Origin of the sequence: Methylobacterium sp. R2-1 (assembly GCF_014191355.1) — a bacterium.
GTDB lineage: Bacteria > Pseudomonadota > Alphaproteobacteria > Rhizobiales > Beijerinckiaceae > Methylobacterium.
This window is the reverse complement of the sequence record NZ_JACHWM010000004.1, coordinates 17849-33598: the sequence shown is the minus strand read 5'-3', so window position 1 is coordinate 33598 and position 15750 is coordinate 17849. Positions and strand designations below refer to the sequence as shown.

The window sequence follows — 15750 nt, the reverse complement described above, 5'->3', positions numbered from 1 at the left end:
GCCGTTGCAACCCGCCGGCCCGGAGGTCGGCCAAGTCCTTGATGGGCTTGGGTTCGATCGCGGCTGTCGAGTCCGGGACCGTGTTTAACGCTGCCCGAGGCAGGCGGGCAAGAGCCTGTTCCATTCCCGCCGGCACAACCGGCACCGGCTGCCGTCGAAAGCGATGTCCTTAAGCCGTGACAGGTTCAGCGCCGAGCGTAGATTTCCTCGACGTAGCCGTCGCGCAGCCAGAACAGGTTCCGGTTCAATCGGCGATAGCCGCCATCACGCGCAACGAGTTCGGGCACGACAACCTGCCGGAAAACATCGGTGTTCGGTGCCGCGGCCTCCTGGTTGATGGAATAGAACAGGGGCGCGATGGCGCGGATACGTGCGATGTACATGGCCGCCGTCTCCGGCGGCATCTCGGGAAGCGAGTCCTGATTGACGGCCAGATCGTAGCTCTCGTCCCGCTCGATCTCCCACCACGGCAGAACCCGGATCGCGGCCTCGGCCTCGCCAGCCAGGGACACGTCGAGGCCCGCCTTCAACAGAAACCAGCCCTGAAGGACGTTGGTGAAGGGCAAGTCGAGGATCGTGTACCGCCGACCGGTGCCCCGCATGAACCATGCGAGGCCGCCGAAGCCGCCGCCGATCTCGACGACGCGGCTGAGATCGCCCAGTTGCCCGATACGCCACGCGGCGTAGGCGTGGCTGAAGGCGTGCTCGGGCAGGATGCCGGCCCCAAACGGCACGCCGAACGGCGCGCCGACATCGGGAAAGGTCAGAGGAAAACCGAGTTCGGCTTCGAGGCGTGGCGGCTCCACGTGGTGGGCAAGAGGCCCAAGGGGAGCGGCGAAGTCGCCCTGCTCCGGCGAGCGGACATGGGCGAGGCCGAGGGCCTCGGAGAGCCGCAGAAGCCGGTCGCACCAGCTCGCGGCGAACGGCGTCGGTGCGTGGCGGGCTAGTGTCGCCATCGTGCGTCCCATCGCGATGCCGTGCGCGAGATGGGACTGGAACAGGTTGTTCAGCAAATCGGAGAGGACCCCGGCATCACCATCCCGCAGCGCGCGGTGGAATGCGGGAAAGCCCTGTGTCCGCGCCGCCCACATGCCCTCGCTATCCGCCTGCACCGGTGAACGTCCGGCGCCGGACCGCCAAGCGGCGATCAGCCGGCGCGCGATCGTCTCGTCCTCCGCACCGGGGCAAGGGGCAGCGAAGGCGATCGCCGGCAGATCCGGCCAGGCACGGTAGGGATAACGGTACGTCCACGGCCCCGCGATCCCACCGCCGAGTTCGGCACTCGCGGTCGGCGCACGGTAGGGCCGGCCCTCGCGGCGACCGAAGACGCGATAATGCTCCTGCGCGGAGGCGATGTGGCCGGCCTCGACCGCCATCGCGACGTCGGCGTTCAGATCGAGGTACAGCTCGGAGGCGAAATCGGGCGGGAGCCGGCCGAGGTGGCGTTCTCCGGGCTTCCTCTTCAACCATCTCAGGCCGGCGCCTAAGCTCGGGAGGCGGTGTGCCATCGCGCTCGCCTCGGGACGCTTCGAAAAAACAGGATCAAAACAAGTTCGGGGCCGGCAGAGCCGGCCCCGAGACATCGTTGGAAGGCGGCGAGGCTTACTCGTCGTCGCCCTTCTTCTTGTTGAAGGCGGCGCCGAGGATGTCGCCGAGCGAGGCACCGGAATCGGCCGAGCCGAACTGGGCCATCGCCTCACGCTCCTCAGCGACTTCCAGTGCCTTGATCGAGACCTGCACACGGCGGGCCTTGCGATCGAACTGGATGACGCGGGCGTCGAACTTCTCGCCGGCGGCGAAACGCTCGGGACGCTGATCGCCGCGATCACGGGCGAGCTCGGCACGGCGGATGAAGGTCTGCATATCGGTGTCGACGAGCTTCACCTCCAGGCCGGAATCCTTCACCTCGACGACCTCGCAGGTGACGATCTGACCCTTCTTGATCTCGCCGGCTTCCGCGAAGGGATCGCCGCCGAGCTGCTTCACGCCGAGCGAGATGCGCTCCTTCTCGACATCGACGTCAAGAACCTGGGCGCGGACCATGTCGCCCTTCTTGAACTCCTCGATGACCTGCTCGCCGGGACGGTTCCAGTCGAGATCCGACAGGTGGACCATGCCGTCGACATCGCCTTCGAGGCCGATGAACAGGCCGAACTCGGTCTTGTTCTTGACCTCGCCCTCGACCTCGGAACCGATCGGGTGCTTCTCGGCGAAGGCATCCCACGGGTTCTGCAGGGTCTGCTTGAGGCCGAGCGAGATACGGCGCTTGACCGAATCGACTTCCAGGATCTGCACCTCGACTTCCTGGGAGGTGGAGACGATCTTGCCCGGATGGACGTTCTTCTTGGTCCAGCTCATCTCGGAGACGTGGATCAGGCCCTCGATCCCCGGCTCCAGCTCCACGAAGGCGCCGTAATCGGTGATGTTGGTCACGCGGCCCTTGAGCTTGGCGCCCTCGGGGTAGCGGGCGGCGATGCCCTCCCACGGATCGGCCAGGAGCTGCTTGATGCCGAGCGAGATGCGGTGCGTCTCGTGGTTGATCTTGATGATCTTGACCTTGACCGTCTGGCCGATGGTCACGACCTCGGACGGATGGTTCACGCGGCGCCACGCCATGTCGGTGACGTGCAGCAGGCCGTCGATGCCGCCGAGATCGACGAAGGCACCGTACTCGGTGATGTTCTTGACGACGCCGTCGATGACCTGACCTTCCTCAAGGTTGGCCACCAGCTCCGAGCGCTGCTCGGCGCGGCTCTCTTCGAGCACCGTGCGGCGTGACACGACGATGTTGCCGCGGCGGCGATCCATCTTGAGGATCTGGAACGGCTGGGGCGTGCCGAGCAGCGGGGTCACGTCGCGTACCGGGCGGATATCGACCTGCGAGCGCGGCAGGAACGCCACGGCGCCATCGAGATCGACGGTGTAGCCGCCCTTGACTTGGTTGAAGATCGTGCCGGTCACGCGCTCGTTGGCTTCAAAAGCCTTCTCAAGCTTGACCCAGCTCTCCTCGCGGCGCGCCTTGTCGCGCGAGATGACGGCCTCGCCCAGCGCGTTCTCAATGCGGTCGACGTAGACTTCGACTTCATCGCCGACCTTGAGCTCGCCCTCGCGGCCCGGGCCGGTGAATTCCTTGAGGGGGACGCGCCCCTCAGTCTTGGCACCGATATCGATGACGGCGACATCCTTCTCGATGCCGACGACGGTGCCCTTGACGACCGAACCCTCGGTGATCTCGTGCTGGAGGAAAGATTCCTCGAGCAGGGCCGCGAAATCCTCGCGGGCCGCGGAGCTTGCGTTCAGACCAGCAGACATTCTTTCTCCTGAATGGCCTCATCTCGTGAGGCCGCGTCGGCGGCTCGTGTTGCGAAATACCCCCGTCACCGCCGCCCGCCGGATGGACGATCCGGTCGGGCTCGCCTCCTCTCGGAGGGCCGACGCATGCTCAAAGCGATGGTCGAGGGCCGATCTCCCCGGCGATGCGGCCGCCGGGCACGAAACCCGGATCCTGACGGAACCGATGAGGAAATCGGTGCGAGCGATACCGGATCCGCGTCGCCGACGCAACGTCTTGTACTGTCTCACGATCGACCGGCCCATGGCCTCGCAGCGGACCGGGCAGATCGCACTGGACGGAAGCCGGCGGACGCCCGGCACCGTTTCGGCGCGGAGGTTCAGGCGCTCAGGTCGTCGCGCCGGCCGGACGGGTCAGTGCGTAGAGCGTGATCGCCGCCGCGTTCGAGACGTTCAGGCTGCGGATCGCCCCCGTCGCGTCGATGCGCACGAGCAGATCGCAGCATTCGGTCGTGCGCTGGCGCAGGCCCTTACCCTCGGCGCCGAGCACCAACACGGCCGGACGGCGCGGGCCGACGGCGTCGAGCGAGGTGCCGGCATCCGAATCCAGTCCGATCCGGGTAAAGCCGCGTTCGCCGAGCGTGATCAGCGCCTCGGCGAGATTGCGTACGATCACCAGCGGCACGTGTTCCAATCCGCCCGAGGCGGATTTCGCCAGCACGCCGGTGGCGTTGGGCGAGTGGCGCGCGGTCGTGACGATCGCGGTGACGCCGAAGGCGGCCGCCGTGCGGACGATGGCACCGACATTGTGCGGATCGGTGATCTGATCGAGGGCGAGCAGAAGCGCGTCGTCGGGCATTGCATCGAGAGCTGGCGCGTCCAGCGGTTCGGCTTCGGCGTAGAGGCCCTGATGCACGGCGTCCGGACCGAGCAGCCGGTCGATGGCGCTCGGGCGGACGATCTCCGGCTCGACCGGCAGCGCGATCCCCGCCTCGTTGAGGCGAGCCAGCGCATTCTCGGTGGCGAGCAGCCGGTGGAAATGGCGGCCCGCATTGGCCAGCGCCTGCGATACAGGGTGCCAGCCGTAGAGCACGACATGGTCTCTTCCCTCACGGGCCGTTGGCCCCGGCGGCTGTTGCGTTCGCGGGCGGGGCCGGAAGCCGTACGGCTTGGCCGGGCGGTCGCGCGGCGGGGTCATGGGCGGGTCTTTCGGGACAGGAGGTGGAGGCTGCGTCTCGCTCGCCCGAGAAAGCGATGGGACCGCTCCGCGTCAAGCGGCGGAATCACGCGGCAAAGCCGTTGCCGTCCGCCGCGAACCCGACTATAGACCGGGCGCCGCCGGACAGCGCCCTTCGTCTATCGGTTAGGACGTCAGCCTTTCACGCTGAAAAGGCGGGTTCGATTCCCGCAGGGCGCGCCATTTCTGTGCAGAGCCGCGAACACCGGACACGGTCGTGCCGACCTCGACGCGGTTGGCGGTCGCTTGAAGCCTCACCTTCCGGAACGGGATCTTGCCCGTTATCACGTTCTCGGCAACACACGACCGAAGCGTTCGAACAGTTCGGGCGCGATCTCAGTTGAGCCCGGATTAGCCACGCGGATCCGGCCGAGCGCAGCCTTCGCCAGATCTCGCTCCGCTCGCAATGCCGAGAGCCGCTCCCTCAGCAGATCGTCAGGCTTGTCGTTGCCGTCCTCCACTAAACGGTAGAGCCGCTTCGGCGTCCCGGCAGAGCCACTGCAGCGTCCCCTCCGCAGTCGCGAATTCGCTGCGCAGCACCGTCACGCGACCATCGACCTGGGTCGCCCGCTCGGCGCATTGCGGCGCACCGCGAGGCCAATGTCGTCCGCAGGCAGTCAGGCTGCTACAAATCGGCCACGGGATGCTCGGTGACAAGAGCGCTTTCCGACGAAGTGAATGCCGGTTCGGTGAAAGAAATTGCGTCAAAACAAGGACCTAGAGCCATCGGCGCGTCTACGCCCTCTTGCGTCGGCAATACAGATATCAACTGGCTCCTCGCCGCTTCCGTCTGATCTATATCAAGGTGCTTCGTGACGTGATGGGCTTCCCTGTCGAGGTGCTCGTGACAGGCGCCTCCAGCCGACAGGGCGGGCAAGATGGACATAGATGTAGGCGAGGTCCCCTTATTCACGCCGGTGGTGTGCATGAGCATCCGGAAACCTTGGATCAATGACGCAGGAGAAGGGTGAAAACGTTCGCCTCCGTCTGGATGGCCTAAGCCTATGAGACCGTCCGGCCTGCCGAAGGACACTTCCCGGTGCCGGTGACCGCAAGTAGGACGGCCAGTCCAGGCTTCGCAGACGTCCATTGCCGACTCTTGACGCCGTAGCGACTTGGGCGGCCACTGGGCCAGTGCAGATGATAGCGCGCGATTTGGACCGCCGTGGCCGTCGCGGGCAGCTTACTCGAGATCAGACTTAAGCCGTACTTCGTCACTCTTGTGAATCGAGTGTCAGGAATGTTGGCCGACTACCTCCCCAGCGCACTCGATCTGGCTCGAAGCCAGTTCGCCTTTACGGTCGTGTGGCATTTCCTATTCCCGGCTTTCACCATCGGACTGGCCAGCTTTCTTGCGGTGCAGGAAGCCTTCTGGCTCACCACCGGGCGCGCCGTCTATCTCGATTCCTACCGTTATTGGCTCAAGATCTTCGCCATAGCGTTCGCCATGGGCGTCGTCTCGGGGCTCGTCATGAGCTACCAGTTCGGTACGAACTGGTCGGTCTTTTCTGACAAGACGGCTCCGATTCTCGGTCCTCTCCTCGGCTACGAGGTTCTGACGGCCTTCTTGGAGGCGGGTTTTCTCGGAGTCATGTTGTTCGGTCTGGAGCGCGTCGGCCCGCGTCTTCATTTCCTGGCGACTTGCCTCGTTGCCGTGGGCACGCTGACCTCGGCCTTCTGGATCCTGTCGGCCAATTCCTGGATGCAGACGCCGGCGGGCTACGTGCTCGACGCCAACGGCCATTTCGCGCCCCAGGATTGGTGGGCCGTGGTCTTCAACCCGTCCTTCCCCTTCCGTTTCGCCCACACCGTCACCGCCGCCTACCTGACCACCGCGATGATCGTAGGCACGGTGGCGGCGTGGCATCTCCTGCGCGACCGGTCGAACCCGCGCGCCCGCCTGATGTTCTCGATGGCGATGTGGATGGCTGCAATCGTCGCCCCCGTGCAACTCGTCCTGGGCGATCTGCATGGGGGCAACACCTACCACCATCAGCCCGCCAAGGTCGCGGCGATGGAAGGCCATTTCGAAAGTGAGCGGCGCGCGCCCTCGATCCTGGTCGGCTGGCCGGACGCGCAGGCCGAGACGACGCGTTGGGCGATCGGCATACCGGGGCTCGCGAGCCTGTATCTCGCCCACGACCTGAACGCCGAGGTGCGCGGGCTGAAGGCACTTCCGCGCGACACCTGGCCGACCAACCTGCCCCTGGTGTTCTGGGCCTTCCGGGTCATGGTCGGGCTTGGCTTCCTGATGATCGCCCTGGGCGTGGCTTCCCTCTATCTGCGCTGGAAAGAACGGCTCTACACGTCTCGATGGCTGCACCGCTGCGCGGTCGCGATGGGCCCGTCCGGCCTCGTCGCCGTCACGGCCGGCTGGGTCGTGACGGAATCCGGGCGTCAGCCCTTCACGGTTTACGGGCTGCTGCGCACCGCCGACAGCGTCTCACCCATCGCCGCCCCCGCGGTCGCGGCCTCGCTGGCCGCGTTCGCCGTGGTCTACTTCGTCGTGTTCGGGGCCGGCATCTGGTACCTTCTGCACCTCTTCAATCAGCCACCTCGATCGCACGAGGCGGGTCTGCCCGCCGGCCAGCCGGTGCGCACCGCCGGCATTACCCCGGCCCCGGCGCTCGCCGCCGGTCCGAATGCCCAGCCCGCTGAGTGAAGGAAGCGGATTCGATGTCTCTCGACCTCACGCTGATTTGGGCCCTCCTGATCGCCACAGCCGTGTTCCTCTACGTTGCGATGGACGGGTTCGATCTCGGCATTGGCATCCTGTTCCCGGCCATGTCGGCCAAGGCCGATCGGGACGTGATGGTGAACTCCGTTGCCCCCGTGTGGGACGGCAACGAGACTTGGCTGATCCTCGGCGGCGGTGGCCTCTTCGCGGTCTTCCCGCTGGCCTACGTGACGATCCTGCCGGCGCTCTACATGCCGCTGATCTTGATGCTGCTCGCCCTTGTCTTCCGCGGCGTCGCCTTCGAGATGCGCTTCCGCATGGTCACGGCGCGGGGTCAGCTCTGGTGGGACCGGGCCTTCTCCTGGGGCAGCTACGTGGCGGCCTTCTGCCAGGGCATCGCGCTCGGCGCCCTCGTCCAGGGCATCCGTGTCGAGGGGCGTGCCTATGCCGGCGGCTGGTGGGACTGGCTCACCCCGTTCTCTCTGCTGACCGGCGTGGCGCTGGTGGTGGGCTACGCGCTCCTGGGGGCCTGCTGGCTCATCTGGAAGACAGGGGGAGAATTGCAGATCCGCGCTTACCGCCTCTCCCGCCCTCTGGGCCTGGCGACCTTGCTCCTGATCGCGATCATTTCGCTCACGATGCTCGTCCTCAGCACCCCCTTCCGCGAGCGCTGGCTCTCCTTCCCCGGCATCCTCGTCGGTGCGCCGGTGCCCATTCTCGTCGGGCTGCTGGCGCTACGTTTCCAGCGCTCGCTGGATCGGCGTGAGGAGATCATGCCCTTCCTCTGCGCGCTCGGCTTCTTCCTGCTGTCCTACATCGGCCTCGGCATCAGCCTTTGGCCGATGATCGTGCCCCCGGACATCACGATCTGGGCCGCGGCGACGCATCCGAGCAGCCAAGTCTTTCTGCTCGCTGGTGCGGTGGTGCTGGTCCCGATGGTGCTCGGCTACACGGCCTACGTCTACTGGCTGTTCCGCGGCAAGGTCACGTCGGAATCCGGGTATCATTGATGGGGCTTCATCAGCCGACCGCGGAGCCTGTCTTCGTGCCCGATGCCGCACGGGTTCGCAGCGAGACGATCACCGGCAAGCTCCGTCGGATCGGGTGGTTCGTTCTGCTCTGGACGATGAGTGTCGTCAGCCTGACGCTCATCGCGCTCCCGCTTCGATGGCTGCTGAAATCGGCCTGATCGGCGCTCCGAACAAGGGCGCGGACCGGACGGGTGGTTCGGTGCGCGACCTCGCGCCTCGGACACGTCCCGTCGGGAACAGTCCTCTGCGATGAAGAACCCGCAGATCCTGACGGTCTCGGGTGGAGGCATACAGGAATTGGATTGATCATCGTCAAGGTGCTGGCCTGCCCGCCTCGGCTATACTGTCGGTCTTGCAGGGATTGACCATGCCTCAGTTCGATCCGTTTGCCGGCGCCGACTTGAATAGCCACGTCGCCACCGTCGCCCATCCTGACGAAGAGGCCCGGTTCAAACCCTGATCGGTAGAATTTCCAATTTACCGCCGCCAATCGATCAATCATTATGGAGGATGCGCCATGCGGAGCGTTGCAATGCTCGTTGCTGTTCCGGTGATGATGATGGGAGTCAATATCTATACTGCGACAACGGCGATGAGCCGGCCGGGCCAGATCATGACGACGCGCGACATGAATATCGAGTGTCGCGGCAATGGATGGGTTGGACGCGGTGCGAGAGATTGCTGCAGTGGCCGCTGCCGGATTCTGAAATCGAAGCGATGCAAGTGCATCGGCAATAAACCGTCGTTCTAGAGCGCATTCCGACGAAGCTCTGGCCGGGTCTTCGAAAGAATACGCGTCAAAATGCAGACTGAGAGGCGGCGGCCTGATGCAATCGGGCCGGATACGGCTCGAGCATCGCTTGAAAACACATTCGCTGATGTCTGGACAGATGATGCAGCGCGCGCATCCCCCGTGTCGTCCCGGATCAAGCATTCGGGGCGGCACGTTCGGTGTCCGGATCTGCGAAGCGGCGCAGGGTTCGAGCCTGAGGACCTCCGCCATCCCTTCCGCCATCGCGGATGCGCGCGACGGGCATCGGGCCGTGCAAGGCTCCGAGCAAGGCTCCGAGAGTGCCGCGCCAACGGCCCCGTCCCACCACCCCGGCACGTCGCCGACGATGGGTCGCGCCGGACAGGGCTTTCGACCGCTCGTCGAGCGTCGGCGGACGATCTTCCGGAGGCGAACATGACGATGACCGGCATGTTCAAGCTCCGGGTCTGGGTGGCCGCCGCAACGCTCTCCGCCGCGTGCCCGCCCGCCATTTCGACGGCGTTTGCGCAGGCCGAGCCGACGGGCCCCCCAGTCGTCGGCATCATCGCCGCGCGCAAGGAGCCGATCACACAGACAGAGCAGTTCATCGGCCGTATCGAGGCGAAGCAGCGTGTCGACATCGTTGCCCGGGTGACGGCGTTCATCGAGAAACGGCTCTTCGTCGAGGGCGCGGACGTCGAGGAAGGAACGCTCCTCTACCTTCTCGAGCAGGGCCCGTTCCAGGCGGCCGTGGCCGCTCAGAAGGCGCAGATCGCGCAGGTTGAAGCACAATTGGGAAACGCGCGTCTCACGACGCAGCGGGCGAGAATCCTGCTTGGCGGGCCGGCCGGGCAGCAATCGACCTACGACGCGGCACTCGCGAATGAGCGTGCCTTGGAGGCGCAGCTCCAAGCCGCACAAGCCCAGCTCGACACGGCGCAGATCAATCTCGGCTACACGGAGATCCGAGCGCCGATTGCGGGCCAGATCGGGCGCACGTCCCTGACGATCGGCAACGTCGTCGGTCCGAGCTCCGGGGTGCTGACGACGATCATCAGCCAGGACCCGATGTTCGTGACGTTTCCGGTGCCGGTCCGTGAAGCGATCAATCTGAGAGCGCGCTATGGGCCGACGGGCGGATTCGGCGCTGTCCTGATCCGGGCGCAACTACCGGACGGCCGCTTCTACGATCACACCGGGAAGCTCGATTTCGTCAACAACACCATCGCGACGAATACGGACACGATCCTGCTTCGCGGCGTGCTGCCGAATCCCCCGATCTTCGCTCAGACCCGCACGTCCGCCACCATCCGCGAGCTCACGGATGGCGAGTTCGTGACCGTGTTCCTCGAAGGCGTCGAGCCGGTCGAAGTGGTTGCAATCCCTCGCTTGGCCGTCCTGGCCGACCAGCGGGGCAGCTACGTCTATGTGATCGGGCCGGGGAATAAGGCCGAGGAGCGTCGCATTCAGCTTGGCCAATCGAGCACGACGCTCGCGGCGGTGACGAGCGGCCTCACGGTCGGAGAGCAGGTCATCGCCGAAGGCCTTCAGCGGGTCCGTGCGGGCGAGACGGTCTCGCCCAGGCCCGCCGACGCCACGCTTCAGAAGATGATGCGGAATTCAGCCGTGAACGAGGACCGCGCGGGGATCGCTGGCCCCACGGCTCCAGCAGGATCAGCCGGCGGCAGCCCGAGCAGCCGGCGCTAGCACAGCATGGGACGCCGCCTCCCTTGCGACGTCCGATGTCCCGCTCCGCGGCCCCTCGTCCCGGATCGAACTCCGTTTGTCCCAGGCAACTGAGCCCGAGGCGTGTCATGATCTCCTCGATCTTCGTGGACCGCCCGCGGCTCGCGATCGTCATCGCGCTGATCATCACGATCGCGGGCGGGCTGGCACTGTTCCGGATCCCGGTCGCGCAGTTCCCAGACATTGTCCCGCCACAGGTCAGCGTGTCGGGGACGTATCCGGGGGCCTCTGCGGAGGTCGTCGAGGCGAGCGTTGCCCAGCCGCTTGAGGCGCAGATCATCGGCGTTGACCGCATGATCTACATGAAGTCCACCAGCGCCAATGATGGCAGCTACAGCCTGTCGGTTAGTTTCGAGCTCGGCTCCGACCCGGATATCAACGCGGTCACCGTCAACAACCGCGTCCAGTCTGCCTTGTCCCAGCTCCCGTCCGAGGTGCAGCTGCAGGGGCTCAAGGTGCAGAAGAAATCCTCCGCGATCCTGCTGTTCGCCGTCCTCTACAGCGAGACGGGCGCGCAGGACCCGCTCTTCATCACGAACTACGCCATCATCAACGTGCTCGACGAGATTTCGCGCACGGTCGGAGTGGGGCAAGCCAACCTGTTCGCGCGGATGAACTACTCGATGCGCATCTGGTTCGACACGCAGCGCCTGACGAGCCTGAATCTCGCGCCGTCGGACGTGGTGGACGCGATACGGGCGCAAAGCGTGCAGGCGCCGGTCGGCCGCATCGGCGCGCCGCCGATCACGGACGAGCAACAGATTCAGATGAACGTGCAGACGCAGGGTCGATTGTCGACGCCGGCACAGTTCGGCGCGATCGTCCTGCGGACGAACCCCAACGGCTCCGTGGTTCGGATCAGCGACGTCGCCAGAGTGGAGCTCAGCGCGCAGAGCTTCGACAGCGAATCCCGGCTCGACGGCCGCCCCGGTGTCCCCGTTGCGATCTATCTCGTGCCAGGCGCCAACGCGGTACGGACCGCGACCGCCGTGAAAGCAACCCTCGAGAAGCTCTCGGCGCGCTTCCCTGCAGGACTGCGGTACGTGGTGGTGCACGATTCCACGACCTTCGTGAAGGACACCATCTCCGAGGTGCTGCGGACTCTGGCCGAGGCCTTCGTCCTCGTCGTCATCGTCGTGTTTCTGTTCCTCGGAAATCTTCGGGCGACGGTGATCCCCGCGATCGCCGTGCCGGTGAGCCTCATCGGCACCTTCGCTGTGCTGCTCGTGCTTGGCTATTCGGCGAACACCGTCTCGCTCCTGGCGATGGTGCTTGCCATCGGCATCGTGGTCGATGACGCCATCGTCGTCGTCGAGAATGTCGAGCGCGTGATGGAGGAGCATCCGGAGCTGTCGTCGGCCGACGCGACGAAGCTCGCCATGACGCAGATCACGGCTCCCATCATCGCCATCACGCTCGTCCTCCTGTCTGTCTTCGTTCCGATTGCCTTCATCCCGGGCGTCTCGGGAACCCTGTTTCGCCAATTCGCCGTCACGATCAGCGCCGCGATGGTGATCTCGGCGATCAACGCGCTCACCCTGTCACCCGCGCTCTGCGGGGTGTTCCTGCGTCCCACACGCTCGCGGCCGGGCATCATGGGCCGCGTACTCGGCGGGATCGACTGGGTGCGCGACCGCTATACCGCGGGCGTCCGCCGCCTCGTCCGCGTGTCCACGCTCTCGCTCGTGCTGGTTCTCCTGTTCGCGGGCGGCATCTTCGGCCTCTCGCAGATCACACCGGTCGGCTTCCTCCCGGAAGAAGATCAGGGCGCCTTCTTCGTCTCGGTCCAACTGCCCGACGGCGCGTCGGTGGCGCGCACGAGCGCCGTCGCGACAGAGGTCGAGAGGCTCCTGAAGGACATGCCCGGCGTCAACCAAGTGCTTTCGGTTATCGGCTTCTCGCTCCTGGACGGGGCCGCCGAGCCGAACTCCGCGTTCTTGGTGGCGCAGCTCAAACCTTTCGCCGATCGCGGGAGCGCGGCAGAATCCGCCCAGGCCCTGATCGGGCGCGCGGACGCGGCGGCCACGAAGATCGGGCAGGCAACGGTCCGGCCCTTCAACCTTCCGCCCATCGTCGGGCTCTCGACGAGCGGTGGTTTCGAATACGTGCTCGAAGCGCGAGAGGGCCAGGACCCGGCCGCAATCGACGCGGTCGTGCGCGGGCTTGTCGCGGCGGCGAACGGCGACCCGCAACTCGCCCGCGTCTTCTCCACCTTCACGGCGTCGAATCCCTCGATCTTCCTCGACATCGACCGCACGAAGGCGCAGGTGCTGGGGCTGGCGATGAGCGAGGTCTTCAGTTCGCTCCAAGCGACGCTCGGCGGTGTCTACGTCAACAATTTCAACCTCTACGGCCGCACCTGGCAGGTGAATGTAGAGGGTGAGGCGGACAACCGGGGCGACATTCGCGACATCTGGAACATCTATGTCCGCGGTGCCTCGGGCCAGATGGTGCCTCTGCGTTCGGTCGCGGGCGAGCGCATCGTGCTCGGACCGCAGGTGCTCACGCGCTACAACAACTTCCGGGCCGTGAGCGTGAACGGCAGTGCGGCGCCCGGCATCTCCTCCGGCGCCTCAATGGCCGCGATGGAGCAGATCTCCGACCGGACCCTGCCGACAGGCTACAGCTACGAGTGGACCGGGACTGCCTATCAGGAGCAGCAGGCATCCGGGCAGACCTGGATCGTCCTCGGCCTCGCCTTCCTGTTTGCCTACCTGTTCCTCGTTGCCCTCTACGAGAGCTGGACGATCCCCATTCCGGTCCTTCTGTCCGTCGTGGTCGGTGCCTTCGGCTCTTACCTTGCCGTCAAGCTCGCCGGCCTTTCGCTCGATCTCTACAGCGAGATCGGGCTCGTAGTGCTGATCGCGCTCGCGGCCAAGAACGGCATCCTGATCGTCGAGTTCGCGAAGGATCAGCGGGAGGCGGGCCTGCCGATCAGGGAGGCCGCGATCCACGGCGCCGAGCAACGGTTCCGCGCCGTGATGATGACCTCCATCGCCTTCATCCTCGGCCTTGTCCCCCTCGTGATCGCGACCGGTGCGGCCCAGATCAGCCGTCGCGACGTCGGCACCGCGGTCTTCGGCGGGATGATCGCAGCGAGCTCGATCGGCATCTTCCTCGTGCCGATGCTCTACGTCACGGTCCAGACCCTGCGGGAGCGCGTGAGACCGGGGAAGGGTCAGACCGCCTGACCGGTGGTGGTCCGGGCGCCTGCGACACCGCTTGGGTGGGGCTCCGGTGAGTCCCACCGAGACATTCGTTCCGGGGACGGACCGCGTGAAGTCCAGGGTTTGCTGGCGATCAGCAAGAGGAGCGGGCGAGGATGAGGCCGGCAGATCAACCCGCGACGCCCCTGCAACAGGCTCGCTTCGTCGCGGTGGCCCTGATCGTCGGTGCCCTCACGGGCGTGTTCGGCGGCCTCTTTCACCTCGCCATCGACACGATCATCGATTGGCCGACATGGCTCGCCGGCCAGACTGCGGGCTGGCGGTTGGTCGCGGCGAGCGCCACCCTAACCATGGCGGCCACGGTCTTTGCCGTGTTCATCACCCGGCGCTTCGCTCCGGAAGCGAGCGGGAGCGGAGTTCCGGAGATCGAGGGGGCCATCGCCGGCATCAGGCATGTGCGTTGGGAGCGCGTGCTGCCGGTGAAGTTCATCGCCGGCATCGCCGCGATCGGATCAGGCCTGGTTCTTGGCCGGGAGGGGCCGACCATTCACATGGGCGGCTCGGCGGCGCTCGCCGCCTCGGAGATGTTCCGGGTGAGGCACGCCGATCGGCAGGCCTTGCTGGCGGCAGGTGCGGGGGCGGGTCTCGCCTGTGCCTTCAATGCCCCGATGTCGGCCGTGCTTTTCGTCATCGAGGAAACGCGCAAGCAGTTCCCGTACACGTTCCGGAACTACATGGGGGTGTTCGCCGCAGCGATCACCGGAACGGCGGTGACCCAGATCATCTCAGGCGCGCGGCCGGACTTGCCGCTATCCGCCGGGGCAGCGGCGCTGGCTTCGCTGCCTGCCTTCGCAATCCTGGGGATGATCCTGGGTGCGGTGGGCATGCTCTTCAATCGATGCATCATGGCGATGCTGGACGTCGCCGCCGCTTGGCAGAAGCGCGCACCCTATGTGTGGCCTGCCCTGGTCGGACTGCTCGTGGGCGCCCTGCTGATCCTCGCTCCGCGCACTGTCACGGGCGGGGAACGGGTCATTTCACAGATCGCCGCCCTGACCCCGAGTGCGGGCGTGCTCGTGATGCTGGCGGTCACCCGCCTCTTCACCTCGGTTGCCAGCTATTCCGTTGGGACGCCGGGCGGCATTTTTGCACCGATCCTGTCCCTGGCGACCTGCATCGGCTTGGCCTTCGGCCTGCTCGCGCACACGGTGTTTCCCGAAGCCTTATCCGGCCTCGGGGTGACGCCGGTTTCCTTCGGAATCGTGGCAATGGCCGCGCTCTTCAGCGCCACCGTCCACGCTCCGGCCGTGGGGGTGGTGCTGGTGCTAGAACTCACGAGCGCCTACGCGCTCGTCCTGCCTATGCTGACGGCCTGCCTGACCGCGAGCCTCGTGGCCCAATGGCTCGGTGGCCGTCCGATTTATGGAGAGATGCTGGAGCGCACCCTTGCCCAGGCCGGCAGGGGGCCGGCCAAGGGCTCAGATATCGGTCTGGCTTCCAATCGGGATCGTGCGACACACTGAAGTCCGCCACGGAGCCCGCCAATGAGCTCGTTGAGGGCGCGCAGCCGCAACGCTTCCTGCACGGCCGCCCCGAGTGCCGGGCCGCCGGAGTTCGGGGGCGGCACATCAGGACGAGGAGGTTGTCGAGGCCCGCCTCAGTCGCCGTTGAAGGCCGAGCGAGGCGTGGCCCGGTTGCCACTCCGGAGATCGCGGCTGCGGCACGGATTCGGAGCGAATTGGACGATCCGCTCGGGGATGAGCGCCTCGTCAGACCGTAGACATTTCATAGGGGTGGCGGTGGTGGCGGAGGCGGAGGCGGAGGCGGCAGGGGCAATATCGGCGGAGGTG

9 protein-coding genes and 1 tRNA gene are annotated in these 15750 nt (G+C 66.0%); 7 read left to right on the top strand and 3 right to left on the bottom strand.

All coding sequences use genetic code 11. The features are described from left to right. Positions 1-185 precede the first annotated feature (185 nt). From FHU13_RS06915 to FHU13_RS06905, 3 genes are all read right to left on the bottom strand, one after another. The gene (locus tag FHU13_RS06915) at positions 186-1508 is read right to left on the bottom strand and encodes a putative sugar O-methyltransferase (RefSeq protein WP_183435141.1); all 1323 of its coding nucleotides are present in this window, start codon (positions 1506-1508) and stop codon (positions 186-188) included. A 94-nt stretch (positions 1509-1602) separates the two neighbouring features. Beyond that, a complete protein-coding gene (gene rpsA, locus FHU13_RS06910; protein WP_183435140.1) occupies positions 1603-3312 on the bottom strand; it encodes a 30S ribosomal protein S1 in 1710 nt (569 codons plus the stop codon). 367 nt (positions 3313-3679) lie between these two features. Beyond that, positions 3680-4489 (bottom strand): TrmH family RNA methyltransferase, encoded by an 810-nt coding sequence (locus FHU13_RS06905; RefSeq protein ID WP_183435139.1) that lies wholly within the window; start codon positions 4487-4489, stop codon positions 3680-3682. A gap of 147 nt (positions 4490-4636) precedes the next feature. Between FHU13_RS06905 and FHU13_RS06900 the strand changes: the two genes are divergently transcribed. The 7 genes from FHU13_RS06900 to clcA all read left to right on the top strand — a co-directional run bounded on the left by FHU13_RS06900 (position 4637) and on the right by clcA (position 15423). Then, positions 4637-4711 (top strand) — tRNA-Glu (locus FHU13_RS06900). 1057 nt (positions 4712-5768) lie between these two features. Then, positions 5769-7190 carry a cytochrome ubiquinol oxidase subunit I gene (locus tag FHU13_RS06895; RefSeq protein ID WP_183435138.1) on the top strand — a complete coding sequence of 474 codons (1422 nt, stop codon included), beginning with the start codon at positions 5769-5771 and terminating at the stop codon, positions 7188-7190. 14 nt (positions 7191-7204) lie between these two features. Continuing rightward, positions 7205-8215 (top strand): cytochrome d ubiquinol oxidase subunit II, encoded by a 1011-nt coding sequence (gene cydB / locus FHU13_RS06890; RefSeq protein ID WP_183435137.1) that lies wholly within the window; start codon positions 7205-7207, stop codon positions 8213-8215. Between the two features lie 35 nt (positions 8216-8250). Next, a complete protein-coding gene (locus FHU13_RS28195; protein ID WP_312889562.1) occupies positions 8251-8394 on the top strand; it encodes a DUF2474 family protein in 144 nt (47 codons plus the stop codon). A 1028-nt stretch (positions 8395-9422) separates the two neighbouring features. After that, on the top strand, positions 9423-10694 hold the full coding sequence (locus FHU13_RS06880) for an efflux RND transporter periplasmic adaptor subunit (protein ID WP_183435404.1): 1272 nt from the start codon (positions 9423-9425) through the stop codon (positions 10692-10694). A 107-nt stretch (positions 10695-10801) separates the two neighbouring features. Then, complete coding sequence (locus tag FHU13_RS06875; RefSeq protein WP_183435135.1) at positions 10802-13924, top strand: efflux RND transporter permease subunit; 3123 nt, start codon at positions 10802-10804, stop codon at positions 13922-13924. 131 nt (positions 13925-14055) lie between these two features. Beyond that, complete coding sequence (gene clcA, locus FHU13_RS06870) at positions 14056-15423, top strand: H(+)/Cl(-) exchange transporter ClcA (protein WP_183435134.1); 1368 nt, start codon at positions 14056-14058, stop codon at positions 15421-15423. Positions 15424-15750: the final 327 nt, after the last annotated feature.